This is a genomic window from Lentzea sp. NPDC003310, assembly GCF_040610935.1.
GTDB lineage: Bacteria > Actinomycetota > Actinomycetes > Mycobacteriales > Pseudonocardiaceae > Lentzea.
This window is the reverse complement of the sequence record NZ_JBEXNC010000010.1, coordinates 183,987-208,991: the sequence shown is the minus strand read 5'-3', so window position 1 is coordinate 208,991 and position 25,005 is coordinate 183,987. Positions and strand designations below refer to the sequence as shown.

Here is a 25,005-nt window from a genome sequence, read left to right as displayed (position 1 = left end):
ATCCGTCGTGCCGCGCTCCTGACTGCCGTTGCGGTGCTCGCCACCGCCTGTGGGAGCGGTGACACCAGCACAGTCATCGGACGTGCCGACTCCGGAAAGCTGACCATCGGCATCCGGTACGACCAGCCGGGCATGAGCCAGCGGCGCCTCGACGGCCGCTACGTCGGCTTCGACGTGGACGTCGCCAAGTACGTGGCGAACGAGCTCGGGGTGAAGGAAGGCGGCATCACCTTCAAGGAGGCCCGCGGCGCCGCGCGCGAGTCGATGCTGGAGAACGGCGAGGCCGACCTGATCATCGCCTCGTACTCGATCACCGACGCCCGCAAGGAGAAGGTCGCGTTCGCCGGCCCGTACTTCGAGACGGGCCAGGGCATGCTGGTGCGCTACACCGAGAACTCCATCCAGGGCCCCGAGACCATGAACGGCCGCAAGCTGTGTTCGGTCAAGGGGTCCACCTCCGCGCAGAAGGTGAAGACGGACTTCTCGCAGCAGGTGCAGATCGTCGAGTACGGCCAGTACTCCGACTGCGTGATCGCTCTCATGGCGGGCAACGTCGACGCCGTCACGACCGACGAGGTCATCCTCGCCGGGTTCGCGGCGGAGAACCCCGAACTGCTCAAGCTCGTCGGCAAGACGTTCTCCAAGGAGCGCTACGGCATCGGCGTGCCGAAGGGCGACGCCGAGTCCCGGGACGAGGTGAACGCGGCCATCGAGAAGATGATCTCGAGCGGTGAGTGGAAGCGGGCCCTCGAACGCAACGTCGGTCCGTCCGGGTACGAGATTCCGCAGCCACCCGCCGTCACCGAGAAGAGCTAGTTGCCCGCCGCGGACTTCGCGGTCCAGGCGGCCCAGTCGAGCGTCCAGTCCCAGTAGTCGCGGTCGGCGGGCCCGAGCTGCACCGAGGAACCCACGACCTCGACCGGGTCGCCGACCATCGTCAGGTCGAAGAAGGTCCTGGCGTTGGGACCGGAGAGGTTCGCGCACCCGTGCGACACGTTCTCCTTGCCCTGCTGGGGGATCGTGCCGTTGTTCTCGTGCACGAACTCGCCGTTCTGCGAGATCAGCACGGCCCAGGTGACCGGGACGTCGTAGTTGTAGGTGGTGCTCTTCATCCGCCGCGCCGCTTCCTTCTGCTGCACGACGTGGATGCCGGACCGGGTCACCCTGCCCGGGTCGCTCTCCAGGCCGTACGACGCGGGGAAGTCGTGCAGCAGCACGCCGTCGCGGTAGATCTCGAACCGCTTGGTCTGCGTGTTCGCCTTGGCCACCAGGGCCCGGTCGGCGATCTTGAACTGCACGTGCACGTCGTTCGCGCCGAACGCGCCACCCCCGAACGGCACGCCGTACACGTCGGCGTCGACGGTCACGTCGGTGCCGGGCTTCCAGTACTCGCGCGGGCGCCAGTGCGCCTCGGTGTCGGACAGCCACGCCCACGCGCCCTCGGTCGGCACGGAGGTCGTGACGGTCATTGCCTTCTGCGCGGAGGCCTTGTCCTGCACGGGCGCCGCGAACTTCACCTTGATCGGCATCGCGATGCCGTAGGTCTGGTGGTCACCCACGTTCAGCGACGCGTTGACGACCCGCTGCGGCTTGACGGTGCGGAACGATCCGGTGACCGGGACCTCGGTGCCGTCCTCCCCCTTGCCCGAGCCGGACCAGGTGTAGACCTTGTCGTAGCCCAGGTCCTCGGTCGCGACCCACTTGCCGGCGGTGAGCTCCCCCTTCACCACCTTCCCGTCGGCACGGGTCAGTGCGACGGAGGTGAGCGAACCGCCGGTCATTCCGACCTGGAATGGTCCGCCCGGGCTGATCCCCTCGCCCGACGACGGCGTCACCGTCAGCACGGCCTTCGCCTTCTCCGCCACGACCGGCGCAACAGGTGCCGGGCCACCCTCGGGCGCGGCGCTGCAGGCGGTCAATCCCAGTAGTACAGCCAAAACCAGTGGCCGGAACACGTGTCCCCCAAGATCCCCTCGTCCAACGCAGAGGAAGACGCACAAGTGGCGGAACACGTTGCACACGACTTTGCGATCACCCACCCGGACCAGCGGCTTTCCCCCTATTGAGGCACCCAACTGGCCGGTAATGACCTGTAGTGCTATGACCAATCACACGTTAGGCTGACCCGCGCAGGCCGTGGTTTCTGTGTTCGTGCTTCACACGCTCGCGGAACGACACGCGGGCGTGCGGTGCGCTCTCAGCGAGTTTGCCGAACGCCCCCGGGACGGCCGGGGTTGCACGGTGCAGCCCCAAGCTTTCCTGCGATGGAGGCAGGTTCATGGCACAGGGCACTGTCAAGTGGTTCAACTCCGAAAAGGGCTTCGGCTTCATCGCCCAGGACAACGGCGGCGCTGACGTCTTCGTCCACTACTCGGAGATCCAGGGTCAGGGTTTCCGCACCCTGGAGGAGAACCAGCGAGTGGAGTTCGAGGTCGGCCAGGGCACCAAGGGTCCGCAGGCCCAGAACGTCCGCGCGGTCTGAAGTTTCGCTACAAGCCGCAATTAGCCGTACGTGAGAAGGACCCTCGACCGGGCTCGGTCGAGGGTCCTTCTTCGTTCGCTCTGGGTTTAGTGGCCGCGCTGGCGCGCTTCCCACTCCAGGCGCTGCATGACCCACTCCGTGGCGAGAGCCTGCGGGGAGGTCTGGCGCTCGGCAGCGAGTTCCTTGAGCTGCTCGTTCGCCATCAGCTGCAGCCGCAGCTGGTACACCTGCGCGCTGCCGAAGCCCGACGCGGTGGTCTCGTTGTCCGAGTCCGGGGCCAGGGCAGCCAGGTAAGAGGTCAGCTCCTCGTCGTGCGACGTCTCCGGCTGCTGCGGTTCGTCCGCGGGGCGGTGACGGCCGGACTTGGAGCGTCCGAGGGATCCGATAGGCACCGGAACACGATAACGGCTCGGTCACGGAACCCAAACCCCTGTGACCCGCGTCACCCCAAGGTGTAAATGCACCCACCCAGAGTGGCCCCGAAGAGCGAGAAGGACGCCGCAGGAAGGGGGAGGGGCACGGAGGGGGCGGAGTGCGAAGCGGCGGAGGAGCAGGGCAGGAGGGGGCGCGGCGGCGGGAAGAGGGGGCGGCGTGCGGGAGAAAGGGGTGTCGCGGGGAGGGGCGAGGGGGGAGCAGGGTGCGGGGCGGGAGGCGGTAGGAAGCGCGGAGGGGTCGCGGGGAACGGCGGCATGGCGAGGGCGAAGCCGAGCATCAGCGAGGAAGCGCGAGCCACCAGGGCACGGAGGGCGCCCACCAAGCGGGACCACCGACGGGGGTCCGGGGGCTCGCCCCCGGCTGGGGGTCTGGGGGCTCGGCCCCCAGATGAACACTCCGAGTCCCGCAAGGTGGCGAGGCGCAAGCCGAGCAGCCTTGCGGAAAGGGAGAGGCCCCCGCGCCAGGGGGAGGAACGCGGGGGCCGGAGGGGATCTCCACAGGCGCTGACCGGGGGTGTGTCAGCTTTTGGATTGTTGCACGCGCACGCGGGCGTTGGGGAGAGTTCGGTTCGAGATTCTTAAGTTGCCGATGCGCGGAAACCCCGCAGTCGCAAGCTGTTGGTAACAACGAACACGCTGCTGAAGGCCATTGCGGCCCCCGCGATCATCGGGTTCAGCAGTCCCAGTGCCGCGAGTGGGAGTCCAGCGACGTTGTAGGCGAACGCCCAGAACAGATTCCCCTTGATGGTGCCCAAAGTCTTGCGGGACAACCGAATGGCGTCCGCTGCCACGCGCAGGTCGCCGCGCACGAGGGTCAGGTCGCTCGCCTCGATGGCCACGTCGGTCCCGGTGCCCATGGCGAGGCCCAGGTCAGCGGCCGCGAGGGCGGGCGCGTCGTTGACGCCGTCGCCGACCATGGCCACAACTCGGCCCTGTGCCTGGAGATTGCGGATCGCGGCTACCTTCTCGGCCGGCAGGACGTCGGCGACTACCTCGTCGATTCCGACCTCGGCGGCGACGGAGGCGGCTACCGCGGCGTTGTCGCCGGTCAGCAACACGGGACGCAAACCGAGTTCCTCGAGTTCCCGAATCGCTTGTGCGGACGTGGGTTTCACGACGTCCGCGACGACGATGGCGCCGACAACCTTGTCATCAAAGGAAACCGCGACAACTGTCCGAGTTGTGTGGGCGGACAGCGCTTCGGTCAGTTCCGCGGAAAGGGAAACCTCGCGCACTCGGCCGACGACTACTCGGCGGCCCTCGACCGTTCCGCTGACGCCCACGCCGTCCGTGGAGGTGAAGTCCGAGACCGGCGGCACGTCGTCGGCCGCGCGGACGATCGCCGCGCCGATCGGGTGCTCGGACGCGTTCTCGACGGCCGCCGCGAACCGCAGCACCTCGTCGCGCGTGAAGCCCGTCTCGGGGAGCACGTCGACCACGGTGAGCCGGCCCGTCGTGACGGTGCCGGTCTTGTCCAGCACGACGGTGTCCACCCGCCGCGTCGACTCGAGCACCTCCGGGCCCTTCACCAGGATGCCGAGCTGCGCGCCGCGGCCGGTGCCGACTAGCAACGCCGTGGGGGTGGCGAGACCGAGGGCGCACGGGCAGGCGATCACGAGCACCGCCACAGCGGTCGTCACCGCGAACTCCAGGGGCCGCCCGGCGAGCAGCCACGCGCCGAACGACGCCAGCGCGATCAGCACGACCACCGGGACGAAGACGGACGACACCCGGTCCGCGAGCCGCTGCACCTCGGCCTTGCCGGCCTGGGCCTGCTCGACCAGCCGGGCCATCCGCGCGAGCTGCGTGTCCGCGCCGACCGACGTCGCCTCGACCACCAGCCGCCCGGACGCGTTGACCGTGCCGCCGACGACCTGGTCGCCCTCGCCGACCTCGACCGGCACCGATTCTCCGGTCACCATCGAGCGGTCCACGGCGGAGCGGCCCTCGACCACTAGGCCGTCGGTGGCGACGCGCTCACCCGGACGGACCACGAACCGTTCGCCGGCACGGAGCTGCCCCACGGGTACGCGGGTCTCCACGCCGTCGCGCAGCACCGCCACGTCCTTGGCGCCCAGGGCCAGCAACGAGCGCAGGGCCGCGCCCGCGCTGCGCTTCGAACGGGCCTCCAGCCAGCGTCCGAGCAGCAGGAACACGGTCACGCCGACCGCGACCTCCAGGTAGATGTCGCCGGAGGTGGTCGGCCGGGGCAGCAGGCTGAACTCGTGCCGCATGCCGATGACGCCGGCCTCGCCGAACACCAGCGCGTAGAGCGACCACAGGTACGAGACCGTGACGCCCATCGACACGAGGGTGTCCATGGTGCTGGCGCCGTGCCGCGCGTTCACGGCGGCCGCGCGGTGGAACGGCCAGCCGCACACCCACACGACCACGCTCGCCAGCGCCAGCGACACCCACTGCCACGTCGGGAACTGCCACGTCGGGACCATCGAAAACGCGATCACCGGCACGCCCAGCGCCGCGGCGAGGACGACCCTCAGCCGCAGCTCACCGGCCTCGTCTTCCTCCGGAGCCTCGGGCCTGGGCTCCTCCGCGTCGTAGCCCGCCGCCCGCACGGTCGACACGAGGTCGCCCACCTGCAGGTTGTCCGGGAACTGAACGCTGGCCTTCTCGGTCGCGTAGTTCACGGTGGCGGAGACGCCGTCGAGCCTGTTCAGCTTGCGTTCGATGCGGTTCGCACAGGAAGCGCACGTCATGCCGCTGATGCTGAGCTCGACGTGACGAGGCTCGGTCGTGGTCATGCGACCTGGTACCCGGCCTCGGTGACGGCGGCGACGACCTCGGCGCGGTCGAGCTCGCGGTCGCTCGTCACGGTGACCGAGCCGGTCTCCAGGACGACGTCGACACCCGTGACGCCGGAGACCTCGGTCAGCTCCTCGGTGACGGAGCTGACGCAGTGGCCGCAGGTCATGCCGGTGACGGTGTAGGTGGAGGTGACGGACATGAGAGCCCTTTCTCTGTACGGGCTCCCAGTCTATACCCCCCTGGGGTACGGGATCTACTGAGGACCGTCGGGTTTGGGCTGGTCCAGGTTCTGGATGTCGCTCTCGATCTTGTTGACCAGGTCGTCGAGGCCCTCGAGCATCTTGTCGAGCTCGGCCATCCGGGAACCGAACGCCGACTCGATGTCGGCCTCGATCGTGTTCAGGTTGATCCCGCTGAGCGCCTGGAAGATCGCCTCCTGGTCGACCGCGGGCGGTATCTGGGACGCGTTTTGGCCCTCTGCTTCGGGGGAAGGCTCCGGCGTGGGGTCGGTCATCGGTCCATCATCCACTGACCCGTTCCCCACGTGGCACACGCGGCACCAGTACGGAAAGTAACGCTGGGTGTCGAGTGAATCACTCTGCGGGGGGCTGCGGCTGTTGTCCCAGGTCGCTTAGCCTCGCGCCACACCTCAAGTCGGGGAGGGTGCTATGAGCGGGTCACTGGAAGTGCGGAAGTTCCTGTTCACACAGGACGACGGCATGTCGAGGCAGGGCGGGCCGAGCGTGCCGGCCCAGCGCAGCGGAGAGCCTTCGCGGATCTCCGACGAACAGGTCCACCGGGCGAGGCTCGCGGTCGCACGCAGTGCCCTCGGCACCGAGGACTGCCGCATGCTGCTCGACATGCTGGGTCTGTCACCGGGCGAGGACGGAGGCACTCCACCGGTGCAGCGGTGAGGACCTCGCGCACGCGAAAGCGGCCCTGACTCCAGGCGCGCACCCCCCGGAGCGCGTCTGCAGAACAGGGCCGCATCCCGAAACATACCCACGGGTCTCTTTAGCGGCAACGGCTAACCTTGTCCCATGCCCCAGCAGGACCGGGCGTACGCGACACGTGAGGCGATACTCCACGCCGCGGCGGAGGAGTTCGACCGGCTCGGCTACGAGCGCACGTCGCTGACCGCCGTGCTCGCGCGCGCCGGACTGACCAAGGGCGCGTTCTACTTCCACTTCCTCTCCAAGGAAGCGGTCGCCGACGCCCTGGTCGAGCGGCAGGGCGAACTGTGGGCGCAGGTCCGGGAGTCCTGGCGGCTACGCGGCCTCGACCCGTTGAGCGCCCTGCACGGCATGTTCGTGGACTCGGCCGACCGGATGGCGGCCGACGTCGTCCTGCGCGCCGGCGTGCGGCTCAATGCCGATCGCGAGGTCGGCTATCCGGGCGTCCCGAGCACGCACGTCATGTGGGAGAAGGTCGTCGCCACGTACCTCTTCGAGGCGGCCGAACGCGGCGACCTCCGTCCCGGCGTCGATCCGGAGGCCGTCGCGCGGACGTTGTGCGGCGCCGCCCTCGGTTCTCGGCTGATCTCCTCCGCCACCACCGCGTGCGCCGACTTCCCCGAACGGATCCGCGAGGTTCTGCGGCACGTGCTGCCGTGCGTCGCTACTTCCGAGTGGAAGTTGTCTGGATCACAAACTGAGCCTGAACCGGCGTGAAGTGGCGTGAAGGCCCTGAACAGGCATTTGTTGATCTGGCCGTTCCGGCTTCGAAGCGGGTTTGAGCAGGTCAGCCCGTAAGTGGGACCCCCGTTTTGGAGGTGCGCGGACCTATGGCATATGCTTACGATGCTTCCAGAGACCAGCTAGTCCCCATCATCTAGCGGCCTAGGATCCCGCCCTTTCAAGGCGGTCGCGCGGGTTCGAATCCCGTTGGGGGCACGCAGTTAACAAGCAGTACGCACGATGCAGTACAGTACGACGAGCAAGAGCAAGGCCCAGTGGCGCAGTTGGTTAGCGCGTCGCCCTGTCACGGCGAAGGTCGCGGGTTCGAGTCCCGTCTGGGTCGCTTTTTCTTCTCATGGCCAGGTAGCTCAGTTGGTACGAGCGACCGCCTGAAAAGCGGTAGGTCGGCGGTTCGACCCCGCCCCTGGCCATCCTTCTTCGAAAGAAGCCCCGCGGAATCTCTGTGGGGCTTCTTTCGTCATGTGCGGAAGCTGATTCGGGCGATCGCCTGGTCGTCGTGCGTTTTGTAGCGCGGCCAACGCTTGTGCTCCGAATCACCGCGTTCGGCGTCCCGGATTCGGTCGAGAACATCGCCCAACGGCAATTGCGCCAACTCGTCCCACGCGAAGAGCCCGTACTCGGACACTCCACAGGAGACACCGTCTGTGAGAGCGATCACACACGTGGTCTCGTCGCGGCGCCAGCTGGCCGTCCGGGCCTGGTACCCGGCGGCGGGATCGGCCTCCGCGACCCAGTAGCCGCCCGGCTTGTTCTTCCACCGCAGGATGTCCGGGTCGGGCCGGAGGTCTTCGAGCCGGGTGTCCTCGAGCACGCGGGTCGACTGTCCGAACGCGACCACGGGGGTGTCGCACAGGACGAGCGCGTCGATCGTGTCGTCGTTCCAGCGGACGATCGAGGCGGTCGACGCCGGCGAGTCGCCGGGAACGAGGTCGTGCCGCTCCGCGAGGTTCGCGATGGCTCGGGCGAGGACGTCGGTCAGCGGATCGGTGTCGTTGATCAGGTGCGCGAGCTCGTTGGCGAGTCCCGTGGCGTACCAACCGCCGTTGCGGTTCGGCGGCCTGGTTCGCGAGGTCACGCCGTCGAGCACGACGACGGCGTTCGGCAGCACCCGGATCCGGTCCTCGGTGACCCGGCCCGGCGCCCCCTGCTCCGCGGTCTCGATCTTCACATCGCCACCGTACGTGTCAACATTGGTTGACGGATCGCGGTTGTCAACGTACGTTGACATCATGACGGAAGCGACGGATCTCGCCACCGCGGCTGGGGATCGCGACCCGAAGGTGGGGTTGCGGGCCGTCAGCGCGTTGCGGCGACTGCTCGAACACCTGGAAGCGGCCCAGGTCCGCAGTGCGCGGGCGCAGGGCTGGTCGTGGCAGGACATCGCGGCGGAACTCGGGGTGTCCCGCCAGGCGGTGCACAAGAAGCACGGGGGTCGATGATGATCGCGGAGCGGTTCACGAAGGAGGCCCGGGAGGCGGTCAAGGCCGCGGTCCGGGAGGCGGAGCAGGTCCACGCCGCCGAGGTCGGCGTGGAACACCTGCTGCTGGCGTTGCTGGACGCGCCGGTGCTGGCCGGGTTCGACCTGCCGCGCGCCGAGTTGGAGACGGCGTTCCGGGACTACCGGCGCAAGGGCGGGTTGACCAAGGCGGACGCGGAAGCGTTGCGGGGCTTGGGGATCGACGTCGACGCGGTGATCGAGTCGGCGGAGCAGTCGCTCGGCACCGGGGTGCTGCGGCCGGGTCCGCGCAGGCGGTGGTTCGGCATGCCGCTGGAGCCGGACTTCAAGAAGGCGCTGGAGAAGTCGCTGCGCGAGTCGCGCGACCTCGGCCACAACTACCTCGGGGTGGAGCACGTCCTGCTGGCTTTGTTGCAGGGCAAGGGAATCGTGGCCGAGGTGCTGGAGGAACGCGGCGTTACGTACGCGGAGATCCGCAAGCGGGCCGCGAGCGCTCGCGCCACGTGAGCGCGGGCAGGAACAGCTGCGCGAGCGGGCCGATGCCGAGCGCGTAGAGGACCGTGCCGATGCCGACCGTGCCGCCGAGCAGCCAGCCGGTGCCGAGCACGATCAGTTCGAGCACGGTCCGGGTGAGGCGCAGGGAGATCCCCGTGCGCCGGCAGAACCCGGTGACCAGGCCGTCGCGCGGGCCCGGTCCGAGGCGGGAGCCGACGTACGCGGCGAACGCCACGGCGTTGAGCACGATGCCCAGCGTCAGGAACACGATCCTGGGCAGAAGTCCTTCCGGCGCAGGCAGGAGCGAGAGCGTCACGTCCACGCTGACGGCGATCACGACGACGTTCGCGATCGTGCCGACACCGGGTTTCTGCCTGAGCGGGATCCACGCCAGCAGCACCAGCACGCCGGTGATCGCGGTGATCAGGCCGAAGCTCAGGCCGGTGAGCTTCGTGAGGCCTTCGTGCAGCACGTCCCACGGATTCAGGCCGAGGGTCGCGCGGATCTGCATCGCCATGCTCGCGCCGTAGAGCCACAGCCCTGCGAGGAGCTGCGGGAGGCGACGGGCGGGTGAGATCCGGACGGAGACCTGGTGGAGTGCGGTCATGGAGGCCATGTGGCCATGTTGCGCCTCGATTGGCCTGGTAATCCATAGCCAATTCGGGATAATTGGCCTCATGCTCCCACCAGGTGGACGTATATCCGGTGCGCGGCTCGCGCGACTGCTCGGCGAGTGGCGTCGCGGCGGTGCCCGGCAGTGCGTCGTCGACCTCGTCGCGGCGCTGAAACTGCTGGTCGCGGACGGACGGCTGCCGGTGGGGACCCGGTTGCCGTCCGAACGCGAGCTCACCGAGGCGCTGCCCGTGAGCCGCACCACCATCACCGCGGCACTCGACCAGTTGCGGGCCGAGGGGGTGGTCGAGTCGCGGCGCGGGGCCGGGTCGTGGATCAACGGACCGGTCGGCACCGGGGGCGGGATCACCGGGGTCGACGACACGTTGATCGACCTGTCCCGCGCCGCGCCTCCCGCGTTGCCGTCGGTCAGGCTGGCCATGGACGTGGCGATGAACCAGATGCCGGAGCACCTCGCGTCGCACGGGTACGACGAACGGGGTCTGCCGGTGCTGCGGCAGCGGATCGCCGACCGGTACACGGCGCGCGGGCTGCCCACGTCCGCCGACCAGATCGTCGTGACGTCCGGCGCCCAGCACGCGTGGGCGCTGGTGCTGCGGCTCTTCGTCGGGCCGGGCGACCGGGTGCTGGTGGAGCAGCCGAGCTACCCCAACGCGCTGGAGGCGGTGCGGGCGTCGTTCGGCGTCCCGGTGCCCGTGCCGATGCTCTCCGACGGGTGGGACCTGGACGGGTTCGAGGCGGCGCTGCGCCAGGCCGGCCCCCGGTTGGCCTATCTGATCCCCGACTTCCAGAACCCGACCGGACTGCGGATGTCGTCCGAGTCGAGGGAGTCGCTGGCGGCCGTGCTGCGGAAGGCGCGCACGCCGCTGGTCGTCGACGAGACCCTGGTGGAACTCGCGCTGGACGGTGCCGAGCCGCCGTTGCCGATGGCCGCGTTCGGCGGCGACTCGGTGGTGACGCTGGGCTCCGCGAGCAAGTCGCACTGGGGCGGACTGCGGATCGGGTGGATCAGGGCGTCCGCGGACGTCGTGCACCGGCTGCTGTCGACGAGGGCCGCGATCGACCTCGGCACACCGGTGTTCGAGCAGCTCGTGCTGGCTGCCCTGCTGGAGTCGCCGGAAAGCGTGCTGCGGCAACGGCGCGAGGAGGCGCTGGTGCAGCGGGACGTGGCGGTCGCGGCGCTGCGGGAGCATTGTCCACAGTGGAGTTTCGAGGTGCCTGCCGGCGGGCTCGGCGTGTGGTGCGCGCTCGACGGGCCGGTGAGCACGCGCATCGCGGTGGTGGCGCAGAACCACGGTCTGCGGCTCGTCCCAGGTCCGCGGTTCGCGGTGCACGGGGGCTGCGAGCAGATGCTCCGAGTGCCGTACACGCAGTCACCCGAAGTGCTGCGCGAGGCGATCGCCCGTTTGGGTGTGGTGGCTGCATCTGTTGCAGGAACAGGCTTTCCGGCGGATGCGGACCTGTCGCTGCCGGTGGCGTGAAACGCGTCGGCCCGGTCTCCCGCAGCGGTGGAGACCGGGCCGAGCACCTTGCGAACGAGAGGCCTGCGGCCGGGGAACGTCCCAGGGATTGACGTCCCCCGTCCGCAGGTTTCCCGTGTGGTCCGAGACTGCGGGGGCAGCGCGGCACTCGGACCAGACCCGACCTGCCAGGGCGCGGTTGGCAGGTCAGGAAGACTGGGTTCCTTGCGTACAACGGGAAATGTGGTGCGGAGTTACTGGCGCGACGGAACGGAACGGTCACAAATCGCGCAGAGGGCAGACTTGTCCTGTCGGACTCAGTCGGGTGACGTTGCCGGAAGGCCCGGAGTGCTGCCGGGCGCAGTGCCGTCGCGTCGCTCCTGAGCCGACCACGTGGTGGGCGGGAAGAGCGAGTCGTGCGACGTCAGGACGGCGAGCACGCCGCGCGTGCCGCCGGAGTTGTCGGTGTGGCCGGACGACGCGGAGGCCGTGGCGACCACGGGGGCCTGCTGCGGTGCGGGCAGCGGCGCGTCCGGGCCGGGAGCGGACCAGCTGTAGTCGCTCGCCGGGGCGGGTTCGGTCTGCGCGGGAGCGGGCACCGGCAGGTCGGGCAGGAGCGGCACGATCTTCTTGGCCACCGGCACGGGTGCGGGTGGCGGCGGAGGAGGCGGCGGCGGGAGTTCGGCCGCGAGCTTCGCCGCGATCTTGGCGGCGCGCACCTTGGCCTTCGCCTGGACGACCTCGGGCGGGGCCTCGTTCGTGATGCTGCCCGAGCGGTTGTTGCTGTGCGACCCGCCGGTGAAGTCGAGGACCGGGCCCTCGTCGGGCTCCTCCTGCGGCTCTTCCTCGGCGGGCTTCGTCGCGACCGGCGGCGGGAGGACCTCGGTCGGCTGGTGCTTCTCGACCACCGACGCGGTGAAGGCCTGCGCCCACCCGGCGGGGTCCTCGAGCAGCTGGGGGACCTCGGCGGCCGGAGTCTCCGCGGCCGGGGTCTCGGCGACGATCTCGACGGCCGGCGGTTCCTCGGGGCTCGCGGACGCGGTCGTCCCGCTCAGCAGCCAGGCGGCGGCGGTGAGGCCGCCGAGCGCAGCGGCCCGCAGCAGCAGTGCACCAGCTCCACCACTCGCCACAGGATCACCACCCGTCCACCGTGTCAGGCTCACCCTCAACGCACAGCGCCGTCGGAGGTTGACGTAGAGCTATGTCTAGCACCGGTGAGTGACTTTGCGAACCCACTCGCCGCGAAACACCCGGAAGGGCGGTCTCGTGCGGCTGTCCGTGTTGCCCTGATCAGGCATGAACACCGTCAGTGTCGTCATCGGATCGAGTGACATTGCTCGTTCGTCCCGTGTGGACCGTGTCGGGACGGGGGATGGTGTCCGATGTGGACGCGCCCAAGCAGGTCAACAGCCTCTCTGAGCTGGTCGATCACGCCTCTCGCGAGCTCGGCCCCGTGATCGTGCACGACGAGTCGGGTCCAAACGAGTGCTTGCTCCGTTCGGGGGAATTGATCGTGCTGCCGTCGGACGCACCCACTGTGCGCAAGCGTTTGCGAGGGGTCTACTCGCACGAGGAGATCGTTTCCGGGGCCATCCGCGTGCACCTGAAAGCGTCCGAACGGGCACGCGTCGCGGAGATCGCGGCGGAGGCGGGCGCGACGCCGAACCACGTCCACCTCGCCTGCCCCATCATGATCGGCACGTCCAGGCCGGTCGTCGGCGAGCGCTTGCCGGAGCTGCTGGGCGAGGGCACGGTCGCGTTGCTCGACACCCCTCTCGACGCTCCGCACGGCGCGTTGGTGGCGGGCGTCCTGCGCCACCACGGCGCCACGGTCCGTCCTTTCCCCGTGCTGGGCGCCTCCGGCTTCGGCGACGACCTGACGCTCGCCGCGGCGCTGCGCGCGACCAGGGACCTGCCGGTGGTCCTGGTCGCCTCCGGCACCTACACGGTCGACGACCGGTGCCCGCCGGTCCTGGCCTCGTGCGGCCGCAACGTGGTGGCCGCGGCGGGCAACGGCGGCTCCGAGCGCCCGTGGTGGCCCGCCGCCCTGCCCGCGGTGACGGCGGTGGGCACCGACGCCGACTTCTCCGGCCGCGGGGCGTGGGTGGACGTGGTCGCTCCCGGCGTCGACGTGCCGGCCTCGGTGGGCACCTCGCAGCTCCTGTGCACCGGCACCTCCTTCGCGGCGGCGCTGCACGCCGCGACCCTCGTGCCCGTGCCGTAGCAGCTGAACCCGAGGTGGGCGACGGCCCGCGCCGCTTCCACGGGGTGGTCGATCCGGCGGTGGACCTCCTGCATCGCCGCAGCGACCCGCGCGTCCGGCACGGCCAGGGTGGAGGCGATCACCGCCCTGGTGCCCGCGTCGAGGAACGCCCTGGCCAGCCCCGACTCGCACGCCGACAGCACGACCACGTCCGGCGGGTTCTGGATCCGCGCGATGTCGTAGCCGTAGAGCGGGCCGTCCCGCAGGTCCAGGTGGGAGAACAGAGGGTTCACCGGGTGGACGTGCCCGTGCGCCGCGATGTGCACGACCCCGGCTCCTTCCAACGCTCTGAGTGTCGCCTCGACTGTGGGCGTGACGAGGTCGCCCCCGTGCTCCCGCCACAGCGGCACCACCTCGCTGCTGACCCCTGGCGCGCCGACCCACACCCGCCGGCCACCACGTCCCGCGGGCCGCCAGTGCCGCAGCGAGGGCACGACGTGCACCCGCCGGCCGAGCGACGCCCACGGCATCCCGTGCAGGACGCCGTCCGGGACCACCACGACCTCCTCGGCGTCCGGGAGCAGGTCGCTCGTGACCGGGCGTCCCGCGTGCAGCGCGAGCTTGGCGGTGCGGACGAGTTCGTCCGGGTCGGGGACGACTCGCAGCCGTGCGCGGCCGTCGACCAGCGTGACCGCCTTCATCCGTCCTTCGTGGACGATGAAGCTGACCAGGGGCAGGTCCGGTGACGTCGTGGTGGCTTCGAGCCGTCTCGTGGAAGCGAGGGTGAGCCGGCGGACGTCCCGTTCCAGCGCCTCGACCGGCAGTCCGAACGCCTTGGCGCGACGCAGGTCCGTCATCACCGCCGCGAGCTCGGGATCGTTGGGAGGCAACGGAACCGAGGCGCGATGCCGTTCGGACCAGCGCAACACCTCGCGAGCGGTCCTGGCGAGCCCGAGCGCGTGGCCGGTCAACTCCCTGCGCGGCCAGTCGACCCGGTGTTCGTCGAGCACCCTGAGCCCTGCCCGGCACGCGGCCAGCGCACCCCGGCGGTCCGATCTCCTCGCCTGCGCGAGCCAGCCGAGCGCCCGCGTCTGCGCAGGCCCGCGAAACCGGTGTGCCGCAACGACGTCGAGCTTGCCGGCGGCGAGCAGGAACTCGACGTCCGTGCCGCCCAGCCTCCTCGCCGGCCCGGGATCGCCGTCCCGCAACGCGCAGCGCGCACTCAGCACGGCCAACTCCGGCACGTGCCTCTTGCAGCGCCGCAACAACTCCATCGCCGGCGCCAGCACGTTCCGCGCCTCCGCCGTGAGTCCGGCCGCGAGCAGTGCCTCGGCGCGATCGACCAGCGCCTCCGGCCGGCTGGTGGAGTCGAGCCCGGCCTTCGCCGCTTCCTCGTACCTGCGCAGCGCGAGCGGCAGGTCCCCGGCGAGCATCGCCACGAAACCCCTGTTGTGCAGGCACATCGCCGCACGCCCCGGTTCGGCGAGGGAGGTCAGCACCGCCTGCGCCGCCGCGAAGTCGGCCTCGGCCTGCCCGAGCTTCACCGCCGAGCACCGGGCGATACCGCGCCCGACCAGTGCGTTCGCCAGCCAGCGCGCGTCGCCGTGCCGGCGCAGGTCCCGGATGACCGCGGTGAGCTCGGCGATGGCGAGCAGGGGCGCCTCGTGGCACAGGTGCAGTCCGCGCAGGCACTTCGCCCGCGTCAGCTCCTTCCCGCGCAGCCGGGGCGTGGCGAGGTCGAGGTGCTGGAGGCTCTGCCTGCGCCGGCCGCGGTCGAGGTCGATCCACGCGAGCGTGAGGTGGAACCGGGCTTCGCCCGTGAGCCGCAGCCCGCGCCCCGCGAACCTGGCCGCGACGTCGAGGTGGCCGAGTTCGACGTGGGCGACGCTGAGGTCGTGCAGGGCGTCGGCGCGCTCGGCCTTCGTGCCGCGGACCTCGGTCGTCGCGATGGTGGCCAGGGGGTCGGCGCTGGCGCTCATGCGACGAACCAGCCCGTCGTGAGGCCGAGTTCGGGCACGGTCACGCACGTCGGCCCCGGCTTGACGGTGGCGCGGAACCAGCCCTCGGCGTCCGGGGTCAGGGCCTGCGCGGCGGACGGCGAGAGGACCTCGACGGTGAGGCTGCTGCCGTCCAGGACGCCGGTGAGGTGGCCGGGGTCGAGCTGGAGGTGGAGGCGGCCGGTGCCGAGCTCGAACACCAGCTGCCGGGAGGGACCGCGCACCGGTTCTTGGACCGGCTCCATGGGTTCGAGACCGGTGGGGCGCGGGGTCAGGGCAGGCGGCGGCGTGTCGGAGCGGAAGAGGTCGGCGATCTCGTCGAGCAGCGAGTCCCTCATCGCAGGCCCTCCACCTTCCGCCGCAGGTCGGAGAGGCAGCGGCGGCGCGTGGACCCAACGCTCCCCACCTTCATCCCCAGGGCGTCGGCAACCTGTGCATAACTCAGTTCGGGGCTGTGGGCAGCGATCCTCAGCAGCCGCTGGCACCGCTCGGTCAAGGTCGTCAGCGCGGCCCACAACCGCCGTTGTCGATCGTTGGTGATCGCGACCTCGTCCGGCGGCGGCAGTACCGACACCGGCTCCCACAGGTCGTACGACACCTCACGTCCGCGAGCTCGCAGCACCGCGATGGACTGCCGGCTGGCAGTACGGACCAGCCACGACCCGAGGTGCTCGGGCGCGCGCAGCCGCGTGAGGTGTTCAGCCAGGCAGAGCCACGTGCACTGGTACACGTCGGCCGCATCGGACGGACTCAGCCGGAACGATCTGGGCACCGACCAGACCAGTCGGGAGTAGCGATCGACGAGGGCGTCCCAGCCCGAGAGACCGGAACGCCACGCAACGAGAACCTCGGTGTTCGACTCCATGACATTTGGAGTCGAATCGCGTTCCGCAGGCTCCGCCCCTCACCCGAAAGTGGGTTGTCCACAACTGTGGAGAAACTCATCCACACCTGTGGACAACTACAGCTTGTGGAGCCGCTCCACCGCTTCGTCGATCACCGCGTCCTGCTTGCAGAACGCGAACCGTATGAGGTGCTGCCAGTCCGCCGGGTGGTCGGTGAACACCTGCACCGGCACCGCCGCGACCCCGATCTTCGCGGGCAGCTCGCGGCACAGCGCCAGCCCGTCGGTGTAGCCCAGCGGCCGGACGTCGGCGCAGATGAAGTACGTGCCCTCCGACGACCGCACCTCGAAGCCCGCCGCACGCAGCCCCTCGGCCAGGCGGGCGCGCTTGGACGCGAGCGAGTCGCGCAACGACGTGACCCAGTCCAGCTCCGTGGTCAGGGCGTGCGCGACGGCCGGCTGGAACGGCGCACCGCCGACGAACGTCATGAACTGCTTCGCCGCGCGCACCGCCGAGACCAGCTCGGCCGGCCCGCAGACCCAGCCGATCTTCCATCCCGTGCAGTTGAACGTCTTGCCGGCACCCGAGATCGACAACGTCCTGGGCGCCATCCCCGGCAGCGACGCCAGCGGGATGTGCACCAGCCCGTCGAACACCAGGTGCTCGTAGACCTCGTCGGTGATGGCCAGCAGGTCGTGCTCGACGCACAACGCGGCGATCGCTTGGAGCTCCTCCAAGCGGAACACCGTGCCGGTCGGGTTGTGCGGCGAGTTGACGAGGATCGCGCGCGTCCGGGGCGTCACGGCGGCACGCAGGGCGTCCACGTCGAGCGCCAGCCGCCCCGACGCGTCCTCGCGCAGACCCACGGTCACGCGCGTCGCCCCCGCCATCGCGACCGAGGCCGCGTACGAGTCGTAGTACGGCTCGATCAGGATCACCTCGTCACCGGCCTCGACCAGCGCCAGCAACGAGGCCGCGATCGCCTCGGTGGCACCGACCGTGACCAGGACCTCGGTGTCCGGGTCGTACGACAGCCCGTAGCGCGACCGGTGCGCGGCGACGGCGCGGCGCAGCACCGGCATGCCGGGACCGGGCGGGTACTGGTTCACGCCCGACGCGATCGCCGACTGGGCGGCCTGGAGCATCGACTCCGGCCCGTCGGTGTCGGGGAAGCCCTGACCGAGGTTGACGGCGTCGTGCTGCACCGCCAGCGCCGTCATCTCCGCGAAGATGGTCGACGTGAACGGCTGCAACCGAGGAACTAGCGCTGGTACCCGCACAAGCCAGGATCTTCACGGACAATGGACCCGTGGAGCAACTGACCGCCGCTGACCAGCAGAAGCGCGCCGACCTGCGCAAGATGAAGCTCGTCGCGACGAGCTTCCTGATAGGCGCGACGGTCATCTTCCTCGGCACGCACTTCTTCGAGGGCGCCTGGGTCGGCTACGTCCGGGCGGCGGCCGAGGCCGGCATGGTCGGCGCCCTCGCGGACTGGTTCGCCGTCACGGCCCTGTTCCGCCGCCCGCTCGGCCTGCCCATCCCGCACACGGCGATCATCCCCGAGCGCAAGAACATGTTCGGCCAGACGCTCGGCGACTTCGTCGGCGTCAACTTCCTGAGCCCCGCGGTCGTGCAGGACAAGCTGCGCAGGGCGGGCATCGCGGAACGGGCCGGCGCCTGGATCAAGCAGCCCGAGAACGCCGAGCGGATCACCAACGAGCTCGCGAACGTCATCAAGGGCGCGATCACGGTCCTCAAGGACGAAGAGGTCCAGGCCGTGGTGGAGAGCGCGATCGTCAAGCGCGTCACGGAGAAGCCGTGGGGTCCGCCGCTCGGCAAGCTGCTCGAGCAGGTGCTGACCGACGGCGCGCACCACAAGCTCGTCGACCTCATGTGCGACCGCGCCTACGAGTGGGTGCGGGACAATTACGACAAGGTCAGCATGATCGTCACGGACCGCGCGCCCACCTGGTCGCCCAAGTTCGTCGACGCGATGCTGGGCGACAAGGTCTACACCGAGCTCGTGAACTTCGCCTGGGCCGTCAAGACCGACGTGAACCACCCGATGCGGCTCGCCGTCGACCAGTTCATGATCGAGTTCTCGACGGACATGCAGGACGACCCGGCGACCATGCAGCGCGCCGAGCAGGTCAAGCAGCAGGTGATCAACCACCCGGACGTGCAGAAGCTGATCAGCTCCGCCTGGGGCACGGCGAAGAAGATGCTGATCGACGCGGCCGAGGACCCGTCGAGCGAGCTGCGCAAGCGCGTCACGCAGGGCCTCATCACGCTCGGCACCAACCTCACGACCGACGACGAGCTGCGCGCCAAGGTCGACGGCTGGCTGGAGCAGGCCGCCGGGTACGTCGTGAGCAACTACCGCGCGGAGATCACCACGCTGATCACGGACACGGTCGAGCGCTGGGACGCGGAGGAGACCTCGCGCAAGATCGAACTGCAGGTCGGCAGGGACCTGCAGTTCATCCGGATCAACGGCACCGTGGTCGGCGCGCTCGCCGGCCTGGTGATCTACACCGCGGCCAACGTGCTGTTCTGAGAGGCCCGGGTTCTCTTCCGGAACGTGCGCGCCTTCTCGCGGTTGCCGCACACCTGCATCGAGCACCAGGTGCGCGAGCGGTTGCGCGAACGGTCGAAGAACGCCCTCAGGCAGTCGTCGGCCGGACAGATCTTGAAGCGTTCCCACGAGCCCAGCACCGCGAGGCGGGCCGACGCGGCGAGCACCGCGCCGAGCGCGTCCGAGCTCGACAGCACCGGGACGCCGTCGGTGAGCTCGATGTGCACGGTGCCCGCGGCCGTCCGGGGTCCTGACGACCCCTCGATGGACGACCGCAGTGCCGCCCGAGCGGCGCGCGCCTGCGCCAGGTCACTGCTCCGCCCGAGGCCGCGCTCGGTCACCCACGCGCGCCAGGAGGCTTCACTGTCCAGTACGTGTCGAGTGTTCAGGAAGTCGAGCAGCAGCTCGACGTCGTGATCCCAGCCGACAGTCAGACCAGTCACCCCACCACTGTAGGCGCCACGGCGGTTGCGCGTCAGGGCATCCGAGGAATACACCCGGTGTATACATGGTGTGTATAGTGCTGCTCATGTCGATCGGACACGCACTGTTGGGCCTGCTAGAAGGCGGTCCAAGGCACGGTTACGACCTGAAGCGCGCCTATGACGAGCGTTTCGGCCAGGACCGGCCCCTGCACTACGGACAGGTGTACTCGACCCTGTCTCGACTGCTGAAGAACGGTCTCGTGAGCGAGGCGGGGGTGGAGTCGGGCGACGGTCCGGACCGCAAGCGGTACGCGATCACGGACGCCGGCGTCACCGATGTCGAGCGGTGGCTCGGCACTCCGGAGAAGCCCGAGCCGTACCTGCAGAACACCCTCTACGCGAAGGTCGTGCTGGCGCTGCTGTCCGGCCGCAGCGCGACCGAGGTGCTCGACACCCAGCGCGCCGCCCACCTGCGGACCATGCGCGACCTGACCAAGCGCAAGGTGGACGGCGACCTCGCGGACCAGCTGATCTGCGACTTCGCCCTGTTCCACCTCGAAGCCGACCTGCGGTGGCTCGAGCTGACCGCCGCCCGCCTGGACAAACTCGCCGAGGAGGTGGCCCGATGACGACGCTGCTGTCCGCGGAGGGCCTGCACAAGTCGTTCGGGAAGACGAACGCGCTGGACGGCGCGGGCATCGCGATCCGGGAGGGCGAGGTCGTCGCGATCATGGGCCCGTCCGGGTCCGGCAAGTCCACGCTGCTGCACTGCCTCGCGGGCATCCTGCCGCCGGACGCGGGCACGGTCACCTACCGCGACCGCGACCTGACCGCGATGAGCGACGGCACTCGCAGCGAGCTGCGGCGCACCGAGTTCGGGTTCGTCTTCCAGTTCGGCCAGCTCGTGCCCGAGCTCACCTGCCTGGAGAACGTCGCGCTGCCGCTGCGCCTGAGCGGCATGAAGCGCAAGGACGCCGAACGGGCGTCGCGGGAGTGGATGGCCCGGCTGGAGGTCGACACCGTCGCGGACCAGCGGCCCGGGGAGACCTCCGGTGGCCAGGGGCAACGTGTCGCGGTGGCCCGCGCGCTGGTCACGAAGCCCAAGGTGATCTTCGCCGACGAACCGACCGGCGCTCTCGACTCGCTGAACGGCGAGCGGGTCATGCACCTGCTCACCACGGCGGCCAGGGAGACGGGCGCGGCCGTCGTGCTGGTCACGCACGAACCGCGCGTCGCCGCCTACTCCGACCGCGAGGTCGTCGTGCGCGACGGCCGTTCGCGGGACGTGGAGCTGGTCAGGTGAACCGCGTCCTCAGCGACCTCGTCCTGGGCGTCCGGCTGGCCGTCGGGGGCAGCCGGAAGTCCTTGGGGAGGCTCGCGCTCCAAGGTCTCGGCATCGGCATGTGCGTGGCGGTGCTGCTGCTCGCCGCGTCCATCCCGACCGCGTTCGGCAACCGCGACCAGCGCGGGAACGCCCGCAACGTCGTGGAGGAGGGCACCGGGCCCGCGCCGCTGCTGCTGGAGAACGGGTCGGTCGCCTTCCGGTCCGACTTCGTCAGCGGCACCTACGTCCGCGCACTCGTGCCGGACGCGCCGGTGCCGCCGGGGGTGGACCGGCTGCCGGGCGACGGCGAGATCGTCGTGTCACCGCGGCTCGCGGACCTGCTGGCGAGCCCCGAGGGCGAGCTCCTGCGGCCGCGGTTCCCGCAGAAGGTCATCGGCACGTTCGCCCCGGCGGGCATGGACGGGCCGCAGGACCTCCGGTTCCTCGCGGGCGACACCTCGATCCAGCCGAACGACGGCAACCAGGTCTGGGCGTTCGGCCTGGACTACGCGGGCGGCGGGCTGCCCACGGTCCTGCTGATGCTCAGCATCGTCGGGGCGGTCGTGCTGCTGTTCCCGGTGCTGGTGTTCGTGAGCGTCGCGACGAGGCTGGCGGCCGCCCAGCGCGACCGCCGACTGGCGGCGTTGCGGCTGGTCGGGGCCAGTGCGTCACGCGTGCGGCTGATCGCGGCCGGGGAGGCGCTGGCCGGTGCGGTCGTGGGTCTCGCGGTCGGGTTCGGGCTGCTCTTCGCGATCAGACCCCTCGTCGACGACATCCCGCTCCCCGAGGTCGCGGTGTTCCCGAGCGACCTCACGCCGACGCTGCCGCTGACCCTCGTGGTGCTCGTCTCCGTGCCGGTGCTGGCCGTGCTGACCTCGGTGTTCGCCATGCGCCGGACGATCGTCGAACCGCTCGGGGTGGTGCGCGAGCAGAAACCGGTGCGGCGCAGGCTGTGGTGGCGGGTCGTGCCCGCGCTCGGCGGTGTCGCCCTGCTGGCGAGCCAGTTCGGCAAGTTCACGAACGGGTCCAAGGCCGACGAGTGGCCGATCATCGGCGGCGTCGTCCTGCTGATGTTCGCCGTTCCGGTGCTGCTCCCGTGGCTGGTCGAACGGGCGGTGCACCGGATGAGCGGTGCCACCCCGGCATTGCAGCTGGCCGTGCGCCGGCTGCAGCTCGACGCGGGCACGGCGGCACGCGTCGTCGGCGGCGTGGCGGTGGTGCTCGCCGGCGTGGTGACGCTGCAGGTGATCCTCGCGGGCGTCGAGAACGACGTGATGGCCGAGGAGACGCGGGAGGCGGACCAGCACACCCTCGGCATCACGGTGAACGAGACCACGCCGCTCCCCGAGCTGCCGGGACTGCTCGCGAAGACACCGGGCGTGGTCGGCGTGGAGAGCCTCCAACGCACCTACGCGCTGGCGCCCGACCGGGACCACACCACGATCGCGGTCGGCACGTGCGCGGCGCTGCGGCTGGCGGTGACCCTCCCGGACGGCTGCGTCGACGGCAAGGCGTACCTCGTGCCGACGGCCAACGGCTTCGGCAACCCGGAACCCGGGACCACGCTGACGTTCGAGAAGAGCGGCAGGACGTGGACGGTGCCGCCCGTCGAACGGGCGACGGGCCAGTACCTCGGCCTCTTCGTCACCCCCGCCGCCGCGCGGGGCGTCGACCTGAGCCGCGCGTACGCCGAGGTCCAGGCCGAGCTCGACCCGTCGCAGCCCGACGTCGCCGAGCACGTGCGCAACGCCATCGCGCCGTACTCGTGGCGGGTGTACAGCCAGTACGTCGGTCAGGACGACACCAGCGAGATGGAGCAGGTGTTCCTGGCGGTGCGCAGGGCGCTCTACGGCGCCGCGCTCCTCACGTTGCTGCTGGCGGGCGCGTCACTGCTGGTCGTGGGCCTGGAGCAGGTGCGGGAACGGCGTCGCCCGCTCGCGGCGATGGCGGCGAGCGGCGTGCCGCGCGGCACGCTCGCCCGGTCCCTGGTGTGGCAGAACGGGATCCCGCTGGTGATCTCCACGGTCGTGTCGGTGGGCACCGGCATCCTGCTCGGCGTGCTCGTCACCAGGGCGTTCGACGCCGAGGTGCACTACGACTGGGCCGGCATCGGGACCGTCACCGGCATCTCGGTCGGACTGGTCGCGCTGGTCACTGCTCTGACGTTGCCCTCGCTGAGAAGGGCGACCGGAGCACTTGGCCTGCGGACCGAGTAGTCCTGCTGGTCGTCACGTGCTCTGCCAGGCGGTCCTGCACCAGTCCGTGCCGGAACTGGTAGCAGGCCCCCGCCCGGCAGAGCACGCCCAGCTTGCGGGAGTCCTCCAGGAAGACCATCAGTTCCCAGGGCAGCTTTCCGCGCAGCGCCAACCAGATCCGCGCGACGGTGAACCACCACCAGCGCAGGTGTAGCACGGCGAGCGCGAACCCGAGCATCAACCCGGACGCGAGCCCGAGGCCGACCATGCCGGTCTGGCCGGGGCCGAACACGAGCGCCGCCGCCGAGCCGAACACCACGGCCAGCACCAGGGAGCCCGTCCACACCGCGATCCGGTCGCGCGCCATCGTCCACAGAGGACTGGAAGCCTGGGAGAGCTCGGCGGCGCTGGACAGCGCGAACCGCAGCGCGATCGCGACGGCGAGCCCGAGGCCGACCACGAGCCCGGCCGAAAGTCCGTACAGGGCCCCGAAAACCAGTCCGGCGGCGAGTCCGAGCACACCGGGCACGAGCAGCAGGCTGCGCCAGATCCCCAGCCGCGGCTTGGTCCTGCGCTCCCCGGCGGCGGTCAGGGCGGCGGCGCCGACGCCGATGCCCGCGACGAGGCCGGTGACCGGGGCGAGCGACGGCGTGATCGAGTACGCCATCAGCCAGCCGACGCCGAACCCGCCGATCGCGCCCAGCACCAGTGCGCCGAGCACCGCGAGCCACGTGCTGCCGACCGACCGGCGCAGCTCCCACCAGGCCAGTTCGCGGATGCCGCGGTCGCGCATCTCGTGCGCGAGGAACTCGAGCCACTTGCGCGCCCGGTCCCGCGGCCAGACCTGGCTCGCCCTGGAGTGGTGCGCGAACGCCCTGTTGCCGTACGCCCGCGACACCAGCTCGTCGCAGAGGTGGTCGGAGATCGCTCGCGCGTCCGGGAAGCGGCCGCGGTCGAGCAGTTCGGTCGGCTCGGCCTCGCTGTCCGCGTAGACCACGCCGGCGAGCCACATCGTGAGCGGCGTCGACAACGCGTCCGCGAGCCTGCCGTCCGGTTCCTCGCGCAGCTGGATGAACACCGGCTCCCAGCGGGCCGCGCCCCAGCTGTCCGCGCTCGCCCGCAGGTAGGCGGCGACCTCCTCCAGGTCGAGCGGGGCCAGTTCGACGACGTCCGCGCCGGGCAGCGGACCGGCGAGGCGCACGGCCTGCGCGTACTCGTCCGTGCGGCAGGTCAGCACCAGCGGGCGGTTCGCGGGGAACGCCTTGGCGATCCGGGAGAGGGCGTCCGCGCGCTGGTGGGCCGGGACGTCGTCGAGGCCGTCCAGCACGGGCAGGACGAGGTGCTGCTCGATCAGCAGGTCTCCCGCGTAGCTGCCGTAGAGCTCGGTGTTGCGCAACGCCGGGTGGTCCTCGTACAGCCGGCGCGTGAGCCACGTGCGGATGTCCTCGACCGCCGGGTTCCACGTCGACAGGGGCAGCAGCACCGGCACCATGCCGCCGTCGTAGCGGTCGAGCAGGCCGCACGTCAGCAGCATCGCGACCGTCGACTTGCCGGTGCCGGCCTCGCCGACGAAGACCATCCGCCGGTTGACCTGCCTGCCGAACGCGCCGACGACCGCGTCGCTGCGTCCCGGCGGCGCGTCCGGCTCGTCGCTCAGGTCCAGCTCGGGGGCGATCCAGTGCAGGTCCAGCAGGTCCGGGTCGGTGAGGCCGCGCGAGCGGACCTCCTCGTTCCACTGCGCCTGCAGGCCGACGGCGAGGGCGCGGGTCGCCGCGTCCAGGTGCTCGTCGGTGCTCAGCTCGGCGTTGTGCCTGCGCCGGACCCACGGGTCGAGCAGTGCCAGGAAGCCCAGGAACGCCACCGCGAGCACTATCAGCCACAGGTGCGGGCTGATGCCGGCCTCGGTCACGAACAACCCGGCCGCCGTGAGCAACGCGGTCAGCACGCAGCCGGTCAGCAGCGCCTGCTGGCGGAATCTGGACATGCGACGAATCATGACGCACCGCATCCACGTGAGG

The 25,005-nt window shown here is 70.4% G+C and carries 25 protein-coding genes and 3 tRNA genes; 14 read left to right on the top strand and 14 right to left on the bottom strand.

What is annotated here, in order from left to right; genetic code table 11:
• Positions 1-816 carry a glutamate ABC transporter substrate-binding protein gene (locus ABZX02_RS22205; protein WP_355300615.1) on the top strand — a complete coding sequence of 272 codons (816 nt, stop codon included), beginning with the start codon at positions 1-3 and terminating at the stop codon, positions 814-816.
• Here the strand turns inward: ABZX02_RS22205 and ABZX02_RS22200 are convergent.
• A complete protein-coding gene (locus ABZX02_RS22200; RefSeq protein WP_355300456.1) occupies positions 813-1,919 on the bottom strand; it encodes an Ig-like domain-containing protein in 1,107 nt (368 codons plus the stop codon). The genes ABZX02_RS22205 and ABZX02_RS22200 overlap by 4 nt on opposite strands.
• 359 nt (positions 1,920-2,278) lie before the next feature.
• Between ABZX02_RS22200 and ABZX02_RS22195 the strand changes: the two genes are divergently transcribed.
• The gene (locus ABZX02_RS22195; protein ID WP_030477903.1) at positions 2,279-2,482 is read left to right on the top strand and encodes a cold-shock protein; all 204 of its coding nucleotides are present in this window, start codon (positions 2,279-2,281) and stop codon (positions 2,480-2,482) included.
• Between the two features lie 86 nt (positions 2,483-2,568).
• On the opposite strand, the gene ABZX02_RS22190 is transcribed toward ABZX02_RS22195, so the two are convergent.
• The 4 genes from ABZX02_RS22190 to ABZX02_RS22175 all read right to left on the bottom strand — a co-directional run bounded on the left by ABZX02_RS22190 (position 2,569) and on the right by ABZX02_RS22175 (position 6,196).
• Positions 2,569-2,874 (bottom strand): hypothetical protein, encoded by a 306-nt coding sequence (locus ABZX02_RS22190; RefSeq protein ID WP_355300455.1) that lies wholly within the window; start codon positions 2,872-2,874, stop codon positions 2,569-2,571.
• A gap of 620 nt (positions 2,875-3,494) precedes the next feature.
• A complete protein-coding gene (locus ABZX02_RS22185; RefSeq protein WP_355300454.1) occupies positions 3,495-5,678 on the bottom strand; it encodes a heavy metal translocating P-type ATPase in 2,184 nt (727 codons plus the stop codon).
• Complete coding sequence (locus ABZX02_RS22180) at positions 5,675-5,881, bottom strand: heavy metal-associated domain-containing protein (protein WP_355300453.1); 207 nt, start codon at positions 5,879-5,881, stop codon at positions 5,675-5,677. Before ABZX02_RS22180 ends, ABZX02_RS22185 begins: the two co-directional genes overlap by 4 nt.
• Positions 5,882-5,935: 54 nt before the next feature.
• Positions 5,936-6,196: a hypothetical protein gene (locus ABZX02_RS22175; RefSeq protein WP_355300452.1), complete on the bottom strand. Its 261-nt coding sequence runs from the start codon at positions 6,194-6,196 to the stop codon at positions 5,936-5,938.
• A 154-nt stretch (positions 6,197-6,350) separates the two neighbouring features.
• Between ABZX02_RS22175 and ABZX02_RS22170 the strand changes: the two genes are divergently transcribed.
• The 5 genes from ABZX02_RS22170 to ABZX02_RS22150 all read left to right on the top strand — a co-directional run bounded on the left by ABZX02_RS22170 (position 6,351) and on the right by ABZX02_RS22150 (position 7,789).
• Positions 6,351-6,596 carry a hypothetical protein gene (locus ABZX02_RS22170; protein WP_355300451.1) on the top strand — a complete coding sequence of 82 codons (246 nt, stop codon included), beginning with the start codon at positions 6,351-6,353 and terminating at the stop codon, positions 6,594-6,596.
• A 126-nt stretch (positions 6,597-6,722) separates the two neighbouring features.
• Complete coding sequence (locus ABZX02_RS22165) at positions 6,723-7,352, top strand: ScbR family autoregulator-binding transcription factor (protein WP_355300450.1); 630 nt, start codon at positions 6,723-6,725, stop codon at positions 7,350-7,352.
• Positions 7,353-7,501: 149 nt separating this feature from the next.
• Positions 7,502-7,574, top strand: a tRNA-Glu gene (locus tag ABZX02_RS22160).
• Positions 7,575-7,627: 53 nt separating this feature from the next.
• A tRNA-Asp gene (locus ABZX02_RS22155) sits at positions 7,628-7,701 on the top strand.
• Between the two features lie 14 nt (positions 7,702-7,715).
• Positions 7,716-7,789, top strand: a tRNA-Phe gene (locus tag ABZX02_RS22150).
• Between the two features lie 47 nt (positions 7,790-7,836).
• Here ABZX02_RS22150 and ABZX02_RS22145 read toward each other — a convergent pair.
• Positions 7,837-8,547 (bottom strand): hypothetical protein, encoded by a 711-nt coding sequence (locus tag ABZX02_RS22145; protein WP_355300449.1) that lies wholly within the window; start codon positions 8,545-8,547, stop codon positions 7,837-7,839.
• Positions 8,548-8,608: 61 nt separating this feature from the next.
• On the opposite strand from ABZX02_RS22145, the gene ABZX02_RS22140 reads away from it, so the two are divergent.
• Complete coding sequence (locus tag ABZX02_RS22140; RefSeq protein ID WP_030473166.1) at positions 8,609-8,818, top strand: helix-turn-helix domain-containing protein; 210 nt, start codon at positions 8,609-8,611, stop codon at positions 8,816-8,818.
• Positions 8,815-9,342 carry a Clp protease N-terminal domain-containing protein gene (locus ABZX02_RS22135; RefSeq protein WP_355300448.1) on the top strand — a complete coding sequence of 176 codons (528 nt, stop codon included), beginning with the start codon at positions 8,815-8,817 and terminating at the stop codon, positions 9,340-9,342. The genes ABZX02_RS22140 and ABZX02_RS22135 overlap by 4 nt, the downstream gene beginning before the upstream one ends.
• On the opposite strand, the gene ABZX02_RS22130 is transcribed toward ABZX02_RS22135, so the two are convergent.
• Complete coding sequence (locus tag ABZX02_RS22130) at positions 9,293-9,946, bottom strand: hypothetical protein (protein ID WP_355300447.1); 654 nt, start codon at positions 9,944-9,946, stop codon at positions 9,293-9,295. The genes ABZX02_RS22135 and ABZX02_RS22130 overlap by 50 nt on opposite strands.
• Before the next feature lie 61 nt (positions 9,947-10,007).
• Here ABZX02_RS22130 and ABZX02_RS22125 point away from each other — a divergent pair, with 61 nt between their 5' ends.
• A complete protein-coding gene (locus ABZX02_RS22125) occupies positions 10,008-11,444 on the top strand; it encodes a PLP-dependent aminotransferase family protein (RefSeq protein ID WP_355300446.1) in 1,437 nt (478 codons plus the stop codon).
• A gap of 296 nt (positions 11,445-11,740) precedes the next feature.
• On the opposite strand, the gene ABZX02_RS22120 is transcribed toward ABZX02_RS22125, so the two are convergent.
• The 5 genes from ABZX02_RS22120 to ABZX02_RS22100 all read right to left on the bottom strand — a co-directional run bounded on the left by ABZX02_RS22120 (position 11,741) and on the right by ABZX02_RS22100 (position 17,748).
• A complete protein-coding gene (locus tag ABZX02_RS22120; protein WP_355300445.1) occupies positions 11,741-12,553 on the bottom strand; it encodes a hypothetical protein in 813 nt (270 codons plus the stop codon).
• An 811-nt stretch (positions 12,554-13,364) separates the two neighbouring features.
• Positions 13,365-15,605 (bottom strand): CHAT domain-containing protein, encoded by a 2,241-nt coding sequence (locus ABZX02_RS22115; RefSeq protein ID WP_355300444.1) that lies wholly within the window; start codon positions 15,603-15,605, stop codon positions 13,365-13,367.
• Complete coding sequence (locus ABZX02_RS22110) at positions 15,602-15,961, bottom strand: hypothetical protein (RefSeq protein WP_355300443.1); 360 nt, start codon at positions 15,959-15,961, stop codon at positions 15,602-15,604. Before ABZX02_RS22110 ends, ABZX02_RS22115 begins: the two co-directional genes overlap by 4 nt.
• Positions 15,958-16,488 (bottom strand): sigma-70 family RNA polymerase sigma factor, encoded by a 531-nt coding sequence (locus tag ABZX02_RS22105; protein WP_355300442.1) that lies wholly within the window; start codon positions 16,486-16,488, stop codon positions 15,958-15,960. Before ABZX02_RS22105 ends, ABZX02_RS22110 begins: the two co-directional genes overlap by 4 nt.
• Positions 16,489-16,584: 96 nt before the next feature.
• A complete protein-coding gene (locus ABZX02_RS22100) occupies positions 16,585-17,748 on the bottom strand; it encodes a pyridoxal phosphate-dependent aminotransferase (protein WP_355300441.1) in 1,164 nt (387 codons plus the stop codon).
• Positions 17,749-17,828: 80 nt separating this feature from the next.
• Here ABZX02_RS22100 and ABZX02_RS22095 point away from each other — a divergent pair, with 80 nt between their 5' ends.
• Positions 17,829-19,025: a DUF445 domain-containing protein gene (locus ABZX02_RS22095; protein ID WP_355300614.1), complete on the top strand. Its 1,197-nt coding sequence runs from the start codon at positions 17,829-17,831 to the stop codon at positions 19,023-19,025.
• Here the strand turns inward: ABZX02_RS22095 and ABZX02_RS22090 are convergent.
• Positions 18,998-19,486 carry a CGNR zinc finger domain-containing protein gene (locus ABZX02_RS22090; protein WP_355300440.1) on the bottom strand — a complete coding sequence of 163 codons (489 nt, stop codon included), beginning with the start codon at positions 19,484-19,486 and terminating at the stop codon, positions 18,998-19,000. The genes ABZX02_RS22095 and ABZX02_RS22090 overlap by 28 nt on opposite strands.
• An 86-nt stretch (positions 19,487-19,572) precedes the next feature.
• Here ABZX02_RS22090 and ABZX02_RS22085 point away from each other — a divergent pair, with 86 nt between their 5' ends.
• From ABZX02_RS22085 to ABZX02_RS22075, 3 genes are read left to right on the top strand one after another with little or no spacing between them, the layout of a single operon-like run.
• Positions 19,573-20,097, top strand: a complete 525-nt coding sequence (locus tag ABZX02_RS22085; protein ID WP_355300439.1) for a PadR family transcriptional regulator — start codon at positions 19,573-19,575, stop codon at positions 20,095-20,097.
• Entirely contained in the window at positions 20,094-20,771 is a 678-nt protein-coding gene (locus ABZX02_RS22080; RefSeq protein ID WP_355300438.1) for an ABC transporter ATP-binding protein, read from the top strand. The genes ABZX02_RS22085 and ABZX02_RS22080 overlap by 4 nt, the downstream gene beginning before the upstream one ends.
• Positions 20,768-23,008, top strand: coding sequence for an FtsX-like permease family protein (locus ABZX02_RS22075; RefSeq protein ID WP_355300437.1), 2,241 nt, complete (start codon positions 20,768-20,770; stop codon positions 23,006-23,008). Before ABZX02_RS22080 ends, ABZX02_RS22075 begins: the two co-directional genes overlap by 4 nt.
• On the opposite strand, the gene ABZX02_RS22070 is transcribed toward ABZX02_RS22075, so the two are convergent.
• On the bottom strand, positions 22,944-24,971 hold the full coding sequence (locus ABZX02_RS22070; RefSeq protein ID WP_355300436.1) for an NACHT domain-containing protein: 2,028 nt from the start codon (positions 24,969-24,971) through the stop codon (positions 22,944-22,946). The genes ABZX02_RS22075 and ABZX02_RS22070 overlap by 65 nt on opposite strands.
• Positions 24,972-25,005: the final 34 nt, after the last annotated feature.